General features: G+C 47.2%; 16 protein-coding genes, 2 tRNA genes, 2 rRNA genes and 1 other RNA gene. 1 reads left to right on the top strand and 20 read right to left on the bottom strand.

All coding sequences use genetic code 11. The features are described from left to right. Nucleotides 1-177: 177 nt before the first annotated feature. The 18 genes from MKX40_RS00685 to rpoE all read right to left on the bottom strand — a co-directional run bounded on the left by MKX40_RS00685 (nucleotide 178) and on the right by rpoE (nucleotide 15,826). Nucleotides 178-253 (bottom strand) — tRNA-Ala (locus tag MKX40_RS00685). 23 nt (nucleotides 254-276) lie between these two features. Then, nucleotides 277-353 (bottom strand) — tRNA-Ile (locus tag MKX40_RS00680). Between the two features lie 38 nt (nucleotides 354-391). Next, nucleotides 392-508, bottom strand: a 5S ribosomal RNA gene (rrf, locus tag MKX40_RS00675). Between the two features lie 99 nt (nucleotides 509-607). Then, a 16S ribosomal RNA gene (locus MKX40_RS00670) occupies nucleotides 608-2,159 on the bottom strand. 347 nt (nucleotides 2,160-2,506) lie between these two features. Beyond that, nucleotides 2,507-2,776 carry a pro-sigmaK processing inhibitor BofA family protein gene (locus MKX40_RS00665; RefSeq protein ID WP_339238991.1) on the bottom strand — a complete coding sequence of 90 codons (270 nt, stop codon included), beginning with the start codon at nucleotides 2,774-2,776 and terminating at the stop codon, nucleotides 2,507-2,509. 34 nt (nucleotides 2,777-2,810) lie between these two features. Continuing rightward, complete coding sequence (locus MKX40_RS00660) at nucleotides 2,811-3,086, bottom strand: DUF2508 family protein (protein ID WP_339238990.1); 276 nt, start codon at nucleotides 3,084-3,086, stop codon at nucleotides 2,811-2,813. Nucleotides 3,087-3,270: 184 nt separating this feature from the next. Continuing rightward, nucleotides 3,271-3,870 carry a recombination mediator RecR gene (gene recR / locus MKX40_RS00655; RefSeq protein WP_062838113.1) on the bottom strand — a complete coding sequence of 200 codons (600 nt, stop codon included), beginning with the start codon at nucleotides 3,868-3,870 and terminating at the stop codon, nucleotides 3,271-3,273. A gap of 35 nt (nucleotides 3,871-3,905) precedes the next feature. Further along, nucleotides 3,906-4,217, bottom strand: coding sequence for a YbaB/EbfC family nucleoid-associated protein (locus tag MKX40_RS00650; protein ID WP_036607248.1), 312 nt, complete (start codon nucleotides 4,215-4,217; stop codon nucleotides 3,906-3,908). A gap of 41 nt (nucleotides 4,218-4,258) precedes the next feature. After that, nucleotides 4,259-6,004: a DNA polymerase III subunit gamma/tau gene (gene dnaX, locus MKX40_RS00645; RefSeq protein ID WP_339238989.1), complete on the bottom strand. Its 1,746-nt coding sequence runs from the start codon at nucleotides 6,002-6,004 to the stop codon at nucleotides 4,259-4,261. 174 nt (nucleotides 6,005-6,178) lie between these two features. Beyond that, an RNA gene (gene ffs / locus MKX40_RS00640) (signal recognition particle sRNA large type) lies at nucleotides 6,179-6,446 on the bottom strand. Between the two features lie 151 nt (nucleotides 6,447-6,597). After that, nucleotides 6,598-6,795: a 50S ribosomal protein L31 gene (rpmE, locus tag MKX40_RS00635; RefSeq protein ID WP_056698168.1), complete on the bottom strand. Its 198-nt coding sequence runs from the start codon at nucleotides 6,793-6,795 to the stop codon at nucleotides 6,598-6,600. Nucleotides 6,796-6,897: 102 nt separating this feature from the next. After that, nucleotides 6,898-8,172: a radical SAM protein gene (locus MKX40_RS00630; protein ID WP_339238988.1), complete on the bottom strand. Its 1,275-nt coding sequence runs from the start codon at nucleotides 8,170-8,172 to the stop codon at nucleotides 6,898-6,900. Nucleotides 8,173-8,269: 97 nt separating this feature from the next. Beyond that, nucleotides 8,270-9,595 carry a transcription termination factor Rho gene (gene rho / locus MKX40_RS00625; RefSeq protein WP_036607258.1) on the bottom strand — a complete coding sequence of 442 codons (1,326 nt, stop codon included), beginning with the start codon at nucleotides 9,593-9,595 and terminating at the stop codon, nucleotides 8,270-8,272. A gap of 469 nt (nucleotides 9,596-10,064) precedes the next feature. Next, on the bottom strand, nucleotides 10,065-11,318 hold the full coding sequence (locus tag MKX40_RS00620) for a UDP-N-acetylglucosamine 1-carboxyvinyltransferase (protein WP_339238987.1): 1,254 nt from the start codon (nucleotides 11,316-11,318) through the stop codon (nucleotides 10,065-10,067). Nucleotides 11,319-11,465: 147 nt separating this feature from the next. After that, entirely contained in the window at nucleotides 11,466-12,320 is an 855-nt protein-coding gene (gene fba / locus MKX40_RS00615; protein ID WP_091039193.1) for a class II fructose-1,6-bisphosphate aldolase, read from the bottom strand. A gap of 261 nt (nucleotides 12,321-12,581) precedes the next feature. Next, entirely contained in the window at nucleotides 12,582-12,968 is a 387-nt protein-coding gene (locus MKX40_RS00610) for a response regulator (protein WP_339238986.1), read from the bottom strand. Between the two features lie 229 nt (nucleotides 12,969-13,197). Continuing rightward, the gene (locus tag MKX40_RS00605) at nucleotides 13,198-14,802 is read right to left on the bottom strand and encodes a CTP synthase (RefSeq protein ID WP_339238984.1); all 1,605 of its coding nucleotides are present in this window, start codon (nucleotides 14,800-14,802) and stop codon (nucleotides 13,198-13,200) included. A 454-nt stretch (nucleotides 14,803-15,256) separates the two neighbouring features. Further along, nucleotides 15,257-15,826: a DNA-directed RNA polymerase subunit delta gene (gene rpoE / locus MKX40_RS00600; RefSeq protein WP_062838121.1), complete on the bottom strand. Its 570-nt coding sequence runs from the start codon at nucleotides 15,824-15,826 to the stop codon at nucleotides 15,257-15,259. 461 nt (nucleotides 15,827-16,287) lie between these two features. On the opposite strand from rpoE, the gene MKX40_RS00595 reads away from it, so the two are divergent. Then, on the top strand, nucleotides 16,288-17,442 hold the full coding sequence (locus tag MKX40_RS00595; RefSeq protein WP_339238983.1) for a S8 family peptidase: 1,155 nt from the start codon (nucleotides 16,288-16,290) through the stop codon (nucleotides 17,440-17,442). Between the two features lie 285 nt (nucleotides 17,443-17,727). Here MKX40_RS00595 and argS read toward each other — a convergent pair whose 3' ends face one another. Beyond that, nucleotides 17,728-19,407 (bottom strand): arginine--tRNA ligase, encoded by a 1,680-nt coding sequence (argS, locus tag MKX40_RS00590; RefSeq protein ID WP_339238982.1) that lies wholly within the window; start codon nucleotides 19,405-19,407, stop codon nucleotides 17,728-17,730. Beyond that, nucleotides 19,404-19,829: a DUF1934 domain-containing protein gene (locus MKX40_RS00585; protein WP_339238980.1), complete on the bottom strand. Its 426-nt coding sequence runs from the start codon at nucleotides 19,827-19,829 to the stop codon at nucleotides 19,404-19,406. The genes argS and MKX40_RS00585 overlap by 4 nt, the downstream gene beginning before the upstream one ends. Nucleotides 19,830-19,989 lie beyond the last annotated feature (160 nt).

Here is a 19,989-nt window from a genome sequence, read left to right as displayed (position 1 = left end):
CCGCTTGGTTTGCTTGCGCAAATCCAAAAGTCGCTCCATTTCGATCACTCGCTCCAGCAATCTACCGTTTTTATTGAAACTTGTTATACACAAGTTCAGCTAAAAAGGAATGTTCTAATTCGCATTTACTTTCGTTTCGATATCTAGTTTTCAAAGAACAAACTTGTAAAACATTTTTGGTGGAGCCAAGCGGGATCGAACCGCTGACCTCCTGCTTGCAAGGCAGGCGCTCTCCCAGCTGAGCTATGGCCCCATATAAAATTTTAAAGGTATAGATGGTGGGCCCTGGTGGACTCGAACCACCGGCCTCACCCTTATCAGAGGTGCGCTCTAACCAACTGAGCTAAGGGCCCACATTATATATACTTTTTTTGAACCCAGAATGGGTTACGCTTGGCGGCGTTCTACTCTCCCAGGACCCTGCGGTCCAAGTACCATTGACGCTGAAGGGCTTAACGGTCGTGTTCGGGATGGGAACGTGTGGAACCCCTTCGCTATCGCCACCAAACGTTTGAGAGTTTGAGCTCTCAAAACTGAGCAACGAGTGAGTGTTTTGCAGCTAAGCTGCATATTTGAATGTTTCCACGCGGGAAACGATTCTCCATAGAAAGGAGGTGATCCAGCCGCACCTTCCGATACGGCTACCTTGTTACGACTTCACCCCAATCATCTATCCCACCTTCGGCGGCTGGCTCCTTGCGGTTACCCCACCGACTTCGGGTGTTATAAACTCTCGTGGTGTGACGGGCGGTGTGTACAAGACCCGGGAACGTATTCACCGCGGCATGCTGATCCGCGATTACTAGCAATTCCGACTTCATGCAGGCGAGTTGCAGCCTGCAATCCGAACTGAGACCGGCTTTTTAGGATTCGTTCCACCTCGCGGCTTCACAGCCCGTTGTACCGGCCATTGTAGTACGTGTGTAGCCCAGGTCATAAGGGGCATGATGATTTGACGTCATCCCCACCTTCCTCCGGTTTGTCACCGGCAGTCACCTTAGAGTGCCCACCCGAAGTGCTGGCAACTAAGATCAAGGGTTGCGCTCGTTGCGGGACTTAACCCAACATCTCACGACACGAGCTGACGACAACCATGCACCACCTGTCTCCTCTGTCCCGAAGGAAAGATACATCTCTGCATCGATCAGAGGGATGTCAAGACCTGGTAAGGTTCTTCGCGTTGCTTCGAATTAAACCACATACTCCACTGCTTGTGCGGGTCCCCGTCAATTCCTTTGAGTTTCAGTCTTGCGACCGTACTCCCCAGGCGGAGTGCTTAATGTGTTAACTTCGGCACCAAGGGTATCGAAACCCCTAACACCTAGCACTCATCGTTTACGGCGTGGACTACCAGGGTATCTAATCCTGTTTGCTCCCCACGCTTTCGCGCCTCAGCGTCAGTTACAGCCCAGAGAGTCGCCTTCGCCACTGGTGTTCCTCCACATATCTACGCATTTCACCGCTACACGTGGAATTCCACTCTCCTCTTCTGCACTCAAGTCACCCAGTTTCCAGTGCGATCCGGGGTTGAGCCCCGGGATTAAACACCAGACTTAAATGACCGCCTGCGCGCGCTTTACGCCCAATAATTCCGGACAACGCTTGCCCCCTACGTATTACCGCGGCTGCTGGCACGTAGTTAGCCGGGGCTTTCTTCTCAGGTACCGTCACCTTGAGAGCAGTTACTCTCCCAAGCGTTCTTCCCTGGCAACAGAGCTTTACGATCCGAAAACCTTCATCACTCACGCGGCATTGCTCCGTCAGGCTTTCGCCCATTGCGGAAGATTCCCTACTGCTGCCTCCCGTAGGAGTCTGGGCCGTGTCTCAGTCCCAGTGTGGCCGATCACCCTCTCAGGTCGGCTACGCATCGTCGCCTTGGTGAGCCGTTACCCCACCAACTAGCTAATGCGCCGCAGGCCCATCCCCAAGTGACAGATTGCTCCGTCTTTCCAGTTTCCTTCAGGCGAAGAAAACAATTATTCGGTATTAGCTACCGTTTCCGGTAGTTGTCCCAAACTTGAGGGCAGGTTGCCTACGTGTTACTCACCCGTCCGCCGCTAAGCATCAAAGAAGCAAGCTTCTTATCAACTCCGCTCGACTTGCATGTATTAGGCATGCCGCCAGCGTTCGTCCTGAGCCAGGATCAAACTCTCCAATAAAGTATTGAAAAGAGCGATAAGCTCATTTTGAATCTGACGAGATTAAAAATCTCATTTGTGCTCTAGTCGATTCAAGCCAAGGCTTGTTTCAAACTTTCGCGTTCATTCTGCAAGCAGAATGTTTACTCACTCGTTGTTCAGTTTTCAAAGATCAAACTTGTTTTTTGTCACCATTTTCTCTCAGCGGCGACTTTTATAATATATCATACTTCGTTCGTTTTGGTCAAGTGTTTTTTTGAAATTCTTTTTCGAAGCTCGTAATGAACTTCTTCATTTCATCGAAAGCATGTAACCAAGCAAGCAAAGCAACGAGATATAATGTACCATATAAATATCCTGGGAGTCAACTATCCAAACAAAGAAAATTTCAACCCTAATAATAGGCCCACACCTGGCAATCCCAAAACAGTCACTGTCCCTATCGTTGCAGGGTTCAACGGGATGTAGGTTCCTATAATCCAGCCGGAATAATTCACGATGTATATCCCTACTGCAGCAAGCACCAGATGGATTCCAAATGACGTAAATACCGACAACCCTATCCGCTTTCTGAATAAAACCACAATAAGTCCCAGTAAAGATACAACTAGTACGCTCCCCAGTATAATACTCTTCATATGGTACACCTCCATGTTTAATGTAATCTCAGCTCTACATACTCAATCCTCGCTGTGATGCAACATCATTATTAGCTCTGGCTCGCTTTGCTCTTCTCAAATGAATCTGGTACTTTCGCTCAGCTGCCTCCAATACATAGATGGCATAATCAATCTCATCCTGCCCCTGCGCATCTTCAAACTGTCTCATAGCCCGTTCCCACTCCTGCTTAGCCGTCTGTACATCTGCATAGATCTGATCCTCCTCAAGCTCCTTCAACATTCTGTTCTGTTTCTCTATTGAGTTCCGTGTATTTCGCCATAAAAACATAAACTCTCCTCCTCCTGATCAGCACAGCATATTCTCATACTTATCAAGGAAAGGACAAACTTAGAACCCGAGCATTTATTTTCTCCACAAAAAAAGAGAGCCCTAGGGCTCTCTTTGCACACCGAAACTTATTTAGCTTCCGAAGTTTCCAAGGAAGTTCATTGTTTAATTCAAACTGAAAACACTAACGCATCTCTCTGCGCCCTTCTAACGCCTTGGAAAGGGTCACTTCATCTGCATATTCAAGATCGCCACCTACAGGCAATCCATGCGCAATCCGGGTCACACTGATCTCAAATGGACGTACCAAACGGGAGATGTACATCGCTGTAGCCTCACCCTCAATATTGGGGTTTGTCGCCAAGATGATCTCTTTAATACGTTCATCACTTAATCGAATCAGGAGTTCCTTCAAACGAATATCATCTGGTCCAATTCCCTCCATAGGTGAGATCGCACCCTGTAACACATGATAGTATCCATCGAATTCCTTGGTGCGCTCCATGGCCACCAGATCTTTCGAATCCTGAACTACACAGATTACAGAGACATCCCTGGACTTATCCTGACAGATGCGACACGGGTCGGTATCGGTAATATTACAACATACAGAACAGTAATGAAGATTACGCTTCACACTTACGAGTGCTTTGGCAAAATCAATAACGTCATCTTCCTTCATGTTAAGCACATGAAAAGCTAAACGAGCTGCCGTCTTGGGGCCAACACCCGGCAATCGGGTGAAGGCATCAATTAGCTTGGCTATTGGTTCGGGATAATACAATCGATTGTGTCTCCTTTGACAGGATCAATTTTTAATTAAAATAATCCCGGAATATTCATGCCGCCAGTGAACTTGCCCATATCCTTGTTGGCAATTTCATCAGCTTTGGCCATTGCATCATTAACAGCTGTCATAACGAGATCCTGCAACATTTCAACATCTTCCGGATCTACCGCTTCAGGTTTGATCGTGATAGCAAGCAATTTCTTGTGTCCGTTAACTTCAGCCGTCACTACACCGCCACCGGATGTACCTTGGACTGTTTTGTCCGCCAATTCCTCTTGTGCTTTCAGCATTTGCTCCTGCATTTTCTTCACTTGTTTCATCATTTGGTTCATGTTGTTCATAATTGTTCATCTCCTTTGTTATGGTTATCGCGCTATGCGCATTATTCTTTGATCACTACTAGGTCCTCACCAAAGAGTTGAATGGCTTCATCTATCCAAGGCTGTTTACTGCTTGAACCATCGTCTTCATGCTCGGGTTCAAGCTTAAAGTCCTCCTTTGGCGTTTCAGAAGCTCCCTCCGTTGCTCCGGTCCAATCTTTGAGCATCATCGTCACCAATCGCGCAGGACGCCCAAGCTGCTCGGACAACACCCGCTCAATGACTTCACGGTTAGCCTGCTTCTCCGTTGTTTCACGGTGAATGTTGTTTTTAAAAGCAACCAACACATTGTCCTCAAGCAATGATACCGGCTCACCATCCACGAACCAGGCGTGAACGGTAACCCTCTCTTCCTTCACCCTTTGCAGGATCTGACTCCATTTTTTGCTGATCTCTGCGAACTCAGGGGCTCCCTTGCGCGCAACATACTGATCCAACTGTGCAGGAAGCTTCGCAGGCGAGTTCCCTCTCGATACAGGAGCTCTTGTTGCCGGACGCGACGGAGCGCTCGATGTACCTTCGCCACCAGACAATCCACTCTTTAATGCACGATCCAACTTCTTCTCCAACTCAGCAAGCTGCTGCTTCAAGCGATTGATCTCTCCCCCATCAGCAGGTGCTGCATGAGCTGAAGCTCCCATCTGAACAGAAGCTTCGACTTGAGCTGGAATACTACACAGTTTAAGCAATGCAACTTCAAATAATGTCTGTGGTTGTACTGCATACTTCATTTCACTCTGGTACCGATTAAGAGTATCAATCATGTGGAACAGTTGTTCCCTGGTAAATGACTCTGCCATATCACGGAAAGATTCCGGATTAAGTACCCGGTCCGTCAGTTTATCTGCATCAGGTACCATCTTAATCATAAGCAAATCGCGGAAATAATACAGCAAATTCTCCATGCACTTGTCTGCGCTCTTTCCTTCATGCATGAAACCTTCAATCATCTGCAGAATATGACCAACATCACCCTTGAGTAGCGAAGCAGCCAGTTTGGCAAATTGTTCTGAAGCAATTCCACCCGTCATGTCCATGACCTGCTGGTACGTTACTCGCCCATCTGTAAATGAAGAGATCTGATCCAGCACACTGAGTGCATCCCTCATTCCACCGTCTGATAAACGGGCAATGTATTGGAGCGCATCCTGGTCCGCTTCCATACCTTCCTGTTCACAGATCAAGGTAAGTCTTGCTGTCTGCTCTTCCAGGGAAACCCGACGAAAATCAAATCGCTGACAGCGCGATATAATTGTTGCCGGAAGGCGGTGTGGTTCTGTTGTTGCCAAAATAAACATCACATGTGGCGGTGGCTCTTCCAATGTTTTGAGCAAAGCATTGAATGCCTCCGTCGTCAGCATGTGCACTTCATCAATAATATAGACTTTCTGCCGGACTTCGGTTGGCGCATATTTAACCTTTTCCCGAAGATCACGGATTTCTTCAACGCCCCGATTGGATGCAGCATCAATCTCCTGCACATCCATCACAGCGCCAGTCGTAATCCTGCGGCAAGCTTCACACTCGTTACAAGGTTCAGGCGCAGGCCCACGTTCGCAGTTCACAGCTTTGGCCAAAATCTTGGCGGCACTTGTCTTCCCCGTTCCTCTGGGCCCGCTAAATAAGTAGGCATGGGAAGTCCGCTGTTCACGAATCGCATTCTGCAAGGTCTGAATAATATGCTGTTGCCCCACCATATCTTGAAACGACTGGGGACGCCAAGCCCGGTATAACGCGATATGCTCCATGATGCGTTACCTTCCTTCCACTTCGCATTCGAGTCCTTTGTCGTTCCCCCATTATACTATATTCCAGGGTGAATCCAAACTTTATCTGACTCATTCATGCGTGGTTTTTTAAGACATATCAAAAAGACCCCTGCATACATACAACTGCAAAGGTCTCTACATTTAAATGGTAAGCCGTGCACCTGCTATCGATATTTGCGATCCAAGTGGCACCCCTGAACAATAGCTCGGGCTAGGCAACCCTCCGGCACAAGAGTGATCTCACTTATGGCTGCTTCCTTCCGGACCTGACCAGGTTCATGAGTACTCATTGCGGAGGACCCAACCGTCAACACCACGTTTAGGGACCAAACCTCACATCGGCAAAACCTCTAGCAGGAATTCAACCTCGCTATAGCGGATTGCGAGTTACAGGGCACCGCTACCTCCCCATCTAGCACGGTAAGAAATAGTATAACGTAAGGTCATCCAAATTGCAACTAGAGGAAAGGAAAGCAGAAGCAACTATGCTTACATATAACATATAAAAACCCCTGCCAGATCAGCAGGGGTGTGTTGGATGCAATTAGCAGACAACTCCAAGAATTGTCCTATTAGATTCCGTATTTCTTCTTGAAACGATCAACACGGCCGCCAGCATCGATAAACTTCTGTTTACCTGTGAAGAACGGGTGGCACGCGGAGCAAATCTCTACACGAAGTCCGTCTTTAACCGAACCTGTCTCAAAAGTATTCCCGCAAGCGCAAGATACTTGACCAATCGTGTATTTAGGATGAATTGCTTCTTTCATTACCTTTCACCTCTTTCCGCCCTGAGCCTCAAGCGGACCCAGAGTAAATGGCACAACTCTGAGATTATAACACGGCCTTGTGCCTGTTGCAATCCATTATTGTTAAGAGGTAATCAACCGTTTGGGACGTGCCATTCCAGCTGGTGGAACATGGGTATACGATCCGATCACAACATCAGGCAACTCGTCTTCAAAGATCTCAATCATCTGCTTCATGCCCAAGATATCTCCTTGAGCAGGAGGGATTAATTCCAGATAACTCTCCGGATCAATATTGAGGTTACGCATCTGAATCAAGCGTAGATCGGTTCTTCTCGCAAACTCAATCATCGCCTCAATCTCTTCTTCACGATCCGTTACACCTGGGAAGATCAAATAGTTAATCGAGGTGTATACACCCTGCTGCGCCGCATATTTCATCGACTTTTCAACATTGGCTAAGGTATAACCACGTGGTTTATAGTAGGCGTTATAATGGTCATCCAGTGCGCTGATTGTACTTACGCGCATCAGATCCAATCCAGCATCCACAATACCTCTAATATGATCGTTCAGACCGGCATTGGTATTAATGTTGATATACCCCATGTCCGTTACAGAACGCACTTCGCGAATCGCTTCAATAATCAACTTGGCCTGCGTGGAAGGCTCCCCTTCACAACCTTGTCCAAAGCTAATGATGGACTCTGGGGTCTTCAGGTGCTCCAGCATAACCTCCACAATCTCATCCACACGTGGTCGGAAGTTCATACGTGTCTGCGGGGAAACAAAGCCGCTATCATCCGGTTGCTCGGAGATACACCCGAAACAACCTGCATTGCAAGAATAGGATACTGGTACTCCACCTTCCCAACGATTCAGGAACGTGTTCGATGAAGTCAGACATTCATATCCAAGCGCACAGTTGGATAGATGGGTGTAGAGACGGTTCTCGGGGTATTGCTCTGTCAATCGTTTAACCCCGGAACGCACATCGTCACGGTCACAGTTGAGCGGATTCCACTTGTCAGGACTATCCGACTTCGAAGCGGTGACATAAAAACCGCCATCTTTCCAGACTACTGCGGAATAACCGAACAACGGCAACTTATACTCCTTATCCGTCTTCACATATCCAGGGAGACACAAACGAGTAAATCCTTGCGGAAGCAAAGCACCTACAGCCTGTGTGTCCGTTGGCATTGGCAGCATCTCACCAGTGTCCGGATCCATACCAATGGGCCGGGTGCTCGGGAGTCCAACCAACGTCGCACCCTCTGGCAAAGGGATAAGTTCGTCTTCCATAATCTCCACGATCATATCTCCACTGCGGGCAAGCCCGTACAGGGAAGGATGATCAAATACATTACCTTTTTCATCTGCGTATACTAAATACATGATGTTCTCCTCACATCTAATGGGTTAAACCTAACGACGGGTATATTGTAACATTCACAGCAGTGCTGCAAAAAGAAAATGATTAGTCGAACGACACTTACGTCGATGTACCTGATGTAGCTGTCTGTCTAGGTGAGCGACGGGTAGTTGTTGTCCCGGAATTGCTTGTCGGGCTATTACCAGCCGAATCAAATGCCGCCAAAAACTCTGCATTTGTCTTGCTGTTACGAAGTTTCTTCAGGAATCCTTCGACAAAGTCATGGGAATCATTCATGTTTTTACGAATCGCCCAGATTGTATCCAACTCTTCCTTGCTAAGCAATACTTCTTCACGACGTGTGCCTGAACGACGAATGTCGATTGCCGGGAATATGCGGCGCTCTGCCAGACGACGATCCAGATGAAGCTCCATATTACCTGTACCCTTAAATTCTTCATAAATGACGTCATCCATACGTGATCCGGTATCAATCAATGCCGTTGCCAGGATGGTCAAGCTTCCACCTTCTTCCACATTTCGGGCAGAACCGAAGAAACGTTTCGGACGATGGAATGCAGCCGGATCAATACCACCACTAAGTGTACGACCGGATGGGGGAATAACCAGGTTATATGCACGGGCAAGACGCGTAATGCTATCCAGCAGGATAACAACATCCTTTTTGGCCTCAACGAGACGAAGCGCACGCTCAAGTACCAATTCCGCCACTTTAATATGATTCTCAGGCAGTTCATCAAATGTCGAAGCCACAACTTCCCCTTTTACCGAACGCGACATATCCGTTACTTCCTCTGGACGTTCATCAATCAACAGGACAAACAGTTCAATTTCAGGATTGTTAGTTGAGATGCTGTTGGCAATTTCTTTGAGGAGAAGCGTTTTACCCGCTTTGGGAGGTGCTACGATCAATCCGCGCTGTCCCAATCCTACCGGGGCGAGCACATCCATAATTCGTGTGGACAAATGGTTGGGGGATGTTTCGAGAACCAGTTTTTTCTGCGGATACAGTGGGGTTAGTGCCGGGAAGTGAAGTCGCTCTGCAGCCGCCGATGGATTCTCACCATTTACAGCGTTGACTTGCAACAAACCGAAGTATCTCTCGTTTTCCTTAGGCGTTCTACATTTACCTGATACGAGGTCACCTGTTCTTAGGTCAAACTTGCGAATCTGAGAAGCTGAGATGTAGATGTCTTCCGTACTTGGCAAGTAGTTAATCGGCCGAAGGAATCCGTAACCTTCAGGTAAAATCTCGAGTACGCCTTGCATGAACATCAGACCGCTCTGTTCGGCTTGTGCGCGCAGTATAGCAAAGATTAATTCTTTCTTTTTTAACGTACCATAGTAAGGTATCTGATATTTTTTGGCCAGTTTGTAGAGGTCCGTTAGTTTCATTTCTTCCAAATCGGAAATTTGTAGATCCATATAATAACCACCTATTCAATTAATAAGTCCGTGTGAAATGGATAGTTTCGCTAGATGTTCCGGCTATAGAGCGCAGCATCTGCCACAATCTCTTCTGTCCATTGTACGGAATGTAACCGTTATAATGCAAATACTTGTCTTTGAGTGTAAGTTTCCGGGTGGGATGGCCAACATTCGGCATGATCCGCTATTGAGTGAACGATGCATTGAGGCGATCAATCCGGATAGACCGGCTATGGAGCGCAGTTCAAACAAAACCGGGGGTTGGGGATGAGAAATGATGTTCTTACAGCCATATGAAGTTTAATTCAAAAAAAGACCCTCCGGTAAAGGAAACAGTAACATTTCGTCTTATGCCGGAGAGACTGAGAACTCTATTAAAACAGGTTTACCTAATCACCGAAAAGATATGCAGTTCAGTTAAAATAAACATGTGTAGGACTGAATCATGCATCATGCTTCCTATTAATTAATCCGTTTCCCGCCATACATCTGCACCGAGCAAACGAAGATTAGTCACCAGATGATCATAACCACGGTCAATATATTCAACCCCAGTTACTTCAGTCACACCTTCACTGACGGTGAGACCTGCAATCACCAGCGCTGCACCAGCGCGAAGATCGGATGCTTTTACTTTGGCCGCGTTTAATGCACTGCCTTCAATAATCGCTGACCGTCCTTCTACTCGAATCTTTGCGCCCATCCGTACCAACTCAGGCACATGCTTGAACCGATTGCTGTATACAAAGTCGCTCAGGACACTTACACCGGTTGCCTGTGTTAATACACTGGTCATTGGTGACTGAAGATCCGTCGGAAAACCAGGATACACCAGTGCCTTCACGTCAACATGATTATAGTTCGGTTTGCCAATAACACGTATACTTTCATCCAATTCCTCAATGCCAACACCCATCTCCAACAGCTTTGCCGTTAAAGCTTCCAGATGTTTGGGAATCACATTGTCAATCAGAACATCTCCACGCGTCGCCGCTGCAGCGATCATATACGTTCCCGCTTGTATACGGTCCGGAATGATGGAATGACGGCAGCCTTTCAGCTCCGAGACCCCTTCAATACGGATCGTTTCGGTACCTGCACCCTTGATGCTGGCACCCATGGAATTCAGAAGTGTTGCTACATCTATAATCTCAGGCTCTTTAGCCGCGTTTTCGATAATTGTAGAGCCTTTGGCACGAGTAGCCGCCAGCATAATATTAATGGTTGCGCCCACACTGCTTACATCAAGATAAATTTTTGCGCCGCGAAGCTCTTTGGCATGCAAATGAATGGAGCCATGTTCGTTCGTTACGGTTGCGCCAAGCGCTTCAAAACCTTTGATATGCTGATCAATTGGACGAGGCTCAAAATTACAGCCCCCTGGTAAACCTATCGTTGCTTCTTTGAAACGTCCCAGTAATGCACCCATCATATAATACGAGGCGCGAAGCTTCTTCACGGGACCATTCGGCATAGGAATGGATTTGATCTCAGAAGGGTCAATTTTCATCTGACTGCCTTCCCAAGTTACACGTGCTCCGAGTTCCTCCAAAATTTCTGCATAAACCGCCACATCACTCAAAAGCGGCAGGTTGTCCAACACGACTTCTGACTCGGCAAGCAATGCTGCAGGAATAAGCGCAATGGCGCTGTTCTTGGCGCCGCTTATAGTTACAGTTCCCTGTAACGGACGTCCGCCACTAATCATCAATTTTTCCATAAAGCTTAATGTCCCCCTACGTGTTTTGCAGCCGATGAACGGCAATACGTGCTGTTGGCTTCCGATGTAGAAATAAGGTGTGAAAATGGAAAGACACCGGCTAGGCGGTGTTCTTCCATTTCACAGTATGGAACTGGCAAAGATAAATTACGCTTTGTTGTTGGAACCAAACTCGCGGATTTTACCTTTAACGGTTTCTTTGATTGCATCACGGCCTGGTACGATGAATGTACGTGGATCGTAAGCATCTGGTTTAGCTGCAAGCACTTCACGAACCACTTTCGAGAAAGCAATTTGGTTCTCTGTGTTTACGTTAATTTTGGATGTACCCAGGGAAATGGCTTTGTCGATGTCGTGTTTAGGAATACCTGTACCACCGTGCAATACGAGTGGAACTTGTACCGCGTCACGAACTTCTTCCATCTCTTTGAAGCCCAGGTTAGGCTCGCCATGGTAAGGACCGTGTACGGAACCAAGAGCCGGTGCCAATGTGTCGATACCTGTTTCTTTAACGATACGGATACACTCGTTCAGGTCAGCGTACATGATTCCGCCGATAACGTCGTCTTCTTGTCCGCCTACAGTACCTACTTCAGCTTCTACAGAAACGCCTTTAGCGTGTGCATATTCAACAACTTTTTTAGTCATTTCGATATTTTCATCGATAGAGTGGTGGGAACCGTCGATCATAACGGATGTAAATCCAGCATCGATCGCTTCTTTACACTTGTCGAAGCTTGAACCGTGGTCCAAGTGGATCGCAACTGGTACGGAGATTTTCATGTCGTGAATGAGTCCTTCTACCATTTTAACTACAGTGTAGAAGCCGCCCATGTGACGTGCTGCGCCTTCGGATACACCCAGGATTACTGGGGATTTTTCTTCTTCAGCTGCACCAAGAATCGCTTGAGTCCACTCAAGGTTATTGATGTTGTATTGACCAACTGCATATTTTCCTTCAAGTGCTTTGTTCAACATGTCTGTCATAGATACTAATGGCATGGTTTCAATCCTCCTAGGGGTTTGGGTTGTGTCTATGGTTTTTAGCCGAAATCACATACGGCCTTATTATACCACATCCCATGTCAAATACTAAACAAGCATTTGCAAAAATGCTGTGCTTTGCAGCACAGTTTTCATAGACACCGCTTTATAACTTTCCCATTTCCAATATTCCCCGGATAAAGCGGTGAAATACCCCATTCTCCCCACCAAGTACCATCTATATTGTCCGCATACAAAAAAATCCTGTATCAACAGGATTCAACTGCATTTATTGACAGTACCATTGCGAAGCTGCATATTCACAGCCACTCGCATCTCGTCGATATCAAACGGTTTCGTGAAGTGCATGAGCGCTCCGAGATCCGTGGCTTCCTTAATCATGTCCAGTTCACCATAAGCGGTCATCATGATCACTTTGATCCCCGGATCAATTTCTTTAATATGCTTCAGGATTTCCAAACCGTCCATCCCGGGAATCTTCATATCGAGCAATACCAGGTCAGGCTTGTCATTATTTACAATCTCCAGAGCAACCTTGCCGTTGGGTGCTTGAAAGGTGTTATACCCTTCACTGCTGAACACTTCCATTAATAGGATTCGGATTCCGTTCTGGTCATCAACAATCAAAACTTTTTTATCTTCCACTCTGTAACCCCCTAGAATTAGGAAAGCATATACGTCTTTGAATCTGGATAACTATCCCATAGTCGTCATGATAAGTATTCTACCTCTTCCATTAAAATCCTGCTACTTTCACAAAATGACAAAAAGCATTTCAGCCTGCTTTTTACGCAAAAAAAAGGGATGTTCACGGCAACCTCTGCGGTTGCCATGAACATCCTCCAATATCTATTACGTCAACTCTAAAACATGATTATTTCTTTGCATTCTCCAATGAAGCTTTCACGAATTCACGGAACAATGGTTGCGGACGGTTCGGACGGGAAGTGAATTCCGGATGGAATTGTACCGCCAGGAACCATGGGTGTCCTGGAAGTTCCACGATCTCAACCAGACGTCCATCCGGGGATGTACCCGAGATAACCAGTCCTGCTTTTTCGATCGCTTCACGGTATTCGTTGTTGAACTCATACCGGTGACGGTGTCTCTCATACACCAGCTCGTCATCATAACAAGCCATCGCCAAAGAACCTTCTTGAAGCTTACAAGGATACAGACCCAGACGCATCGTACCGCCCAGATTTTCGATATCTTTTTGCTCAGGCAACAGATCGATTACAGGGAATTCGGTAGCCGGATTAATCTCGGAGCTGTTCGCACCATTCAAACCAACAATGGAACGTGCATATTCAATAACGGAAACCTGCATACCCAGGCAAATACCGAAGAACGGAATTTGTTTCTCACGAGCATAACGGATTGCCGATACTTTACCTTCAATACCACGATCTCCGAATCCGCCAGGAACAAGGATACCGCCAATACCATGTAACAGGTCGCCTACATTCTCATCCGTAATATCTTCAGAAGGAACCCAGCGAATTTTCACATCCGCATTCGATGCGAATCCAGCATGAGACAACGACTCAACAACACTCAGGTATGCATCGTGCAACGCTACATACTTACCAACAATAGCGATCTCAACCGTATGCTCCAACTTGTTGATCCGGTCAACCAGCCCTTCCCACTCGCTCATATCCGGTGCAGGAGTAGTCAGTTTCAGGTGATTTACCACAATCTCATCCAAGCCTTCTTCACGCAGGTTCAAAGGCACTTGATACAAGGTGTCTGCATCGCGACATTCAACCACGGCATTCTCATCAATGTCGCAGAAGAGAGCGATCTTGGCTTTCATGTCGTCAGACAATTCATACTCCGTACGGCAGACAATCACATTCGGTTGAATACCGATGCTGCGCAGTTCCTTAACACTATGCTGTGTTGGTTTTGTTTTCACTTCACCCGCTGCTTTGATATAAGGAATAAGTGTTACGTGAATGTACATCACATTGTCGCGACCTACATCACTCTTGATCTGACGAATGGCTTCCAGGAAAGGCAAACTCTCAATGTCGCCCACTGTTCCGCCAATTTCCGTAATAACCACATCTGAACCAGCTTCACGTCCAGCGCGGAATACACGCTCTTTGATCTCGTTCGTAATGTGTGGAATAACTTGTACCGTTCCGCCCAGATATTCCCCGCGTCGCTCTTTGCTGATGACGGAAGAGTATACTTTACCAGTCGTGACGTTGCTGTTTTTGGAGAGATTGATATCAATAAAACGTTCATAGTGGCCAAGGTCCAGATCCGTTTCCGCGCCATCATCCGTTACAAAAACCTCGCCGTGCTGATAAGGGCTCATAGTCCCCGGGTCAATGTTGATATACGGATCAAATTTCTGGATGGTTACTTTAAGCCCTCTGTTTTTCAGCAATCTGCCCAGCGAAGCAGCTGTAATCCCTTTGCCCAGGGAGGACACAACTCCGCCCGTCACGAAAATATACTTTGTCACTGTTATTACCCTCCTAATATAAGTACAGAAATTCAGGCGATATATGGTATTATCGTAACCTGTTTCCCAGGTAATCATCGTTAAAAAGAGCAATGGCAGAAATTCCCTGCATCTGCGAACTGCTCTTTCTGCGAAGACGGTTTAAATACACGTTGTTTTACAGCAAAAAAATGGTGCAAATATTCCGGTAGCCTTCATTTCATTTGGTGTTTTTGATATACAAAAACGGGCCACGAAATGTTGGCCGGGAGCATACGGAAAGGAAATTATTTTGCAAAATTATGCCTCTAAAAATACAAAAAAAAGTACTCCCGCAGGACGGGGCACCTTCTATAAAAAACATAAATATATTGTCGCTCATTCATAAGCCCATGCAATAGTTTACCCGTTACCCCGTCTGCTGTCAAGGCTGACTATTCCGGGGAAACGGGTAAATTATAGACGTCAAAAATGACTACCGATTATCAGAATCGTCGTCAAATTCATCCTCGTTTTCAGACTCTTCTTCGTCTTCTTCGAGGTCTTCATCTTCCAGATCGTCATCTTCGACCAGCACTTCTTCTTCGCTGTCTTCTTCATCAAAGATGTCATCTTCGTCTTCATCTTCTTCGTCTTCATCTTCGTCTTTATCCGTGCTGTCGAAGTCTTCATCGCTGTTATAGCTATCTTCTTCTTCACCGAAGTCTTCATCTTCCAGATCATCATCTTCATCGTTGATGATACGCGGACGCTTCGCACCCGTCATGGAATCTTCTGTTCCAGCTACCGGATACCAGCGCTTCAAGCCCCACAGACTTGTACCGACACAAGCAAAACGGCCATCGATATTAATCTCGGTATATAGCTGGGCGATAAACTCGTTGATTTCTTCATCAGTCATTCCGCGCTGCTTCGCTACCTCATTCATCAAGTCACGATAGTAATACGGCGTATTAGCCGCTTTCAGCACCATAAAGGCAAGGTCCACCAAAGGGATCTCTTTTACCTTTTCTTTATCAATTTTCAAATTGAGCGAGGTACTCACTGCAGACACTTCCTCTCACACAAAATTCACTTTTTAACCCCTACGAACTGGACTGTTACGTATAACATATCCATTAACAAACCTAAGTAAAACCTATTTAGCGTTAAAAAGCAAGTTTTTATGTACGGATGTGACGCAAATACGGAGAGCAGCTCCAATCTGTCCAATATATTCAACGCGATACGACATTAAACTCATACGTGTCCTTCATTGCAAAAGAGACAACTCCATAATAAAAAAGACGGAGTCCCCTCCGCCTTTTGACTGTATACCCTTGAAGGATTGCTCCTCACCAGGTTCCCCGCAAGAGCCCTCTAGCTCTCCATCCATCATATGTCCCTGCGCCCGTTTTGACACGAAGTGAATGTGTTTTTATAAAAAAAGGGCAAGTTCCCCATGCGGCGGGATGAGCGCATTCATAGAATACCTCAGCATGTTCATCCCGAAGGGGGCTGCCCATTATGGACTATACTGGTTTATTGCATCAATTAATTGACGGAATGAGACGCCCTGAACCAGAACAGGGAGGGCGATATTTGATCAGATTTGCCAAACCGCAGCAGTACGAGGCCTGCCTCGTGGAATTATCCCGAATGCGGAATGAATTTACCGACCTTGGGGCCGTCCGCTCCTCGCGACTAGCTCGTTCCATTATCGCTACAGTACAACGCCCGGAGGATTTATACCGCTATGGGGATGAGATTACGATTGAAGAAGACACCCCCATCTCCCTTCACGCCACCGCGCTCCACAGCAAACCGAGCAATGCCCAAGGCATACCCTGGGGAGTGAAGCAGATTCGGGCACCCAAAGTATGGTCTGTATCTACCGGGCACCGGATCAAAATCGGTGTAATTGATACAGGTGCTGATTATCACCATCCTGATCTTCGATATTCCCTGGCACGCGGAATCAATCTGTTAAACCGCAGCCTGCTTCCTCATGATGATAATGGACACGGCACCCACATTGCGGGGACCATCGCCGCAGCCAACAGCACCGCAGGCATGATTGGTGTAGCTCCACGGTCCCTGATCTATCCCGTGAAGGCATTCGACCACAACGGATCGGCTTATGTATCCGACATTGTGCTTGGCATCGATTGGTGTGTGCGTAACAGGGTCGATATCATCAACATGAGCTTTGGCATGAAAACACGCAGCAAGGCGCTGCTTGATGTTGTCAATCGTGCGTACCATGCCGGAATTGTCATTGTTGCTTCGTCAGGAAACGATGGCAAACGACGCAGTATTGATTATCCAGCACGTTATCCGCAGACCATATCCGTCGGAGCAACTGACAAAAACAGACGTATTGCTTCCTTCAGCAATCGTGGCGCATATGTGGATGTCTATGCACCTGGTGATAAGATTGTCTCCTCATGGGTGCAAGGCAAGCATCACGAGATGAGCGGCACTTCCATGGCAACCTCGCATGTGAGCGGTGCTATCGCCTTGCTGCTTGCTAAGCATCCGGGATTATCCCCCAGTGAAATCAAGACCCTCGTCAAACGTGCTACGATCCCACTGCGAGCCCGCAAGACTACCACAGCGAAAACCAAAATACGTGGCGGTGAGATTGACGCCCTGAAGCTAATGCAGGAGGGCGAAGAGTGAGTAGGCTATGCTAACCATTAGCAGAACTCGTTTGATTGATGTTTGGCGAATCACAGTAACCCACCCCCGACTTGAATGTGCGAAGGGATCTTGCTTGCGGCTGAATCCTCAAGTGGCACCCGCTGTGATGTCTGGGGAGGCTAGCGTACCTTAGATAGGCAAATTCGTTTTCTTCAGCTCTGGGTACAAAACAAAAAAAGTCTCCATGTACCACGTTGAAGACACAACGCGGACATGGAGACTTTTTAATTGAGGCGGAGCGGCGGCAGGCCGCAAGCCTGGAATTTACATTTTATCTGGTGCGCTTACGCCTACCAGACGAAGCGCCGTTGCAATAACGGTACGCACAGCACCGATCAGTGCAAGACGTGCCTGAGTTTGCTGCGCATCTTCCGTAATGACACGTTCTGCACGGTAGTAGCTGTGGAACAGGGATGCCAGCTCGTATACATAACGGATGATACGATGAGGCGCATATCCTGTTGCCGCTGCCGAGATTTCTTCAGGCAGTTCTCCCATTTTGCGAAGAAGGTCATACTCGTGCTCTGTTGTCAGCTTGGACAGGTCGATCTGTGCCAGTGGCAGCAGTTCAATACCTTGTTCTTCAGCCTGACGGTATACGCTACATACACGTGCATGCGCATATTGTACATAAAATACCGGATTTTCATTGGATGTCGAAATTGCAAGGTCCATGTCAAAGTCCAGGTGGGAGTCCATGCTGCGCATCGTGAAGAAATAACGGATGGCATCAATACCCACTTCATCCATCAGATCTTCCATCGTTACCGCTTTACCTGTACGTTTGGACATTTTCACTTTCTCGCCGTTCTGGAACAAGCTCACCATCTGTGCAATCAAAACGACCAGTTTCTCAGGGTCATTGCCCAGTGCTTGCATCGCAGCTTTCATCCGGGGGATATAACCATGGTGATCCGCACCCCAGATGTTGATCATCGTGTCGTATCCACGCGCATATTTGTCGCGGTGATAAGCAATGTCTGGCGTCAGGTAAGTATACGTGCCATCGTTCTTGATTAACACACGTTCTTTGTCGTCACCGTATTGCATCGTTTTCAGCCAAGTTGCTCCATCTTGCTCATAGATCTCATTGCGGTCACGCAATTCATCAAGCACTCGCAGAACTTCTCCGTTGTCATACAGGGAGGTCTCGCTGAACCAGATGTCAAAGTTAACACGGAAGCGATTCAAGTCACGTTTGATCTTGTCCAGTTCCTTCTCCAGTCCAAAGTCACGGAAATAAGCTGCACGGTCACCCGGGTGCATGGACAGCAATTCATCACCCTTTTCAGCAACGAGTTGCTTGGCAAATCCTTTAATATCTTCACCGTGATAACCATCTTCAGGCATCTCAGCATCCTGACCCAGCTCTTGCAGATAACGAGCTTCAATGGAACGAGCCAGATTAAACACCTGATTACCTGCATCATTAATGTAGTATTCACGGGTTACTTCATATCCAGCGTAGTCAAGGATGTTACATAGAGCATCACCTACAGCTGCTCCACGGGCATGACCCAGATGCAGACTGCCTGTTGGGTTGGCACTGACGAACTCCATCTCGACTTTGCGCCCTTCTCCGATGCTAATTCTTCCGTAGTCTTTGCCCTGCTCCTGCACAAGTGCAAGCACTGGATAAAGGTAACTCTTGTCCAACTTAAAGTTAATAAATCCTGGACCGGCAATCTCAGCCTTCTCGATTCCTGCTTCAGCCAGATTCAGATTGGCAATGATCTCTTCAGCAATCTGGCGCGGATTGCGCTTGGCAATCTTGGTCAGCTGCATGGCAGCATTGGTAGCCAGGTCCCCGTGTGTCTTCTCACGCGGTACTTCCAATGTAATGGCTGGCAATTCTTCCTGTGTAACAATTCCGGCCGCCACAATGGCGTTGCCGATGGCCGTGCTTACCCGTTCGTTAATCGTATCTAATGGATTACGTGTCATGAAATTGGTTCCTCCTGTATATGCAAACTAATCGCGAAATGTCCGGATTCTTCATCAAAGCGGTAAAAGTCGTAGCTCCACGCTGCGCGTGCGCTCAATCCCTGAATGGAAAGTTCCAGCTTCTGTGTATGCGTGGACAGGGCAAACGACATGTATGGTGATCGGTAGAAACCAGGAAGCTTCCGATTCAATTCAAAAGTCTGCTCCGATTCCACTTCACCATGACGTATAATCTTGATGGATTGTCCACCCAGCTTCAATGTGGTACGAGTTGTGCCTCCCTCGGGTCCAACCTCCGGTTCTTCGTAACGAACATAAAGAACAGACCCTTTCAATACGGCTTCACCCTGCATTTCCTGCAGCACATCTTCACCTTCATAACGGCTGTGCAGCCGGATGTGTACCGGTCGCATGTTCGACATGAATGTTAACCTCCATTATATTCGAGGCGACGCAAAATCAGGCACGGCCGGTGAGAACAGCCCTTCCCGTATTGTTGTGTCGCTATACGCGCTCATATTCCCGGATAGCTCGCTATCCTACACTCTACTGTATAACTATATCCAGTTCCCTCGCTCAATT

The sequence above is a fragment of the Paenibacillus sp. FSL R5-0517 genome (assembly GCF_037974355.1).
In the GTDB taxonomy this organism is placed as follows: Bacteria; Bacillota; Bacilli; order Paenibacillales; family Paenibacillaceae; genus Paenibacillus.
The sequence above is the reverse complement of the archived record's forward strand: the minus strand, read 5'-3'. Positions and strand labels throughout refer to the sequence as shown.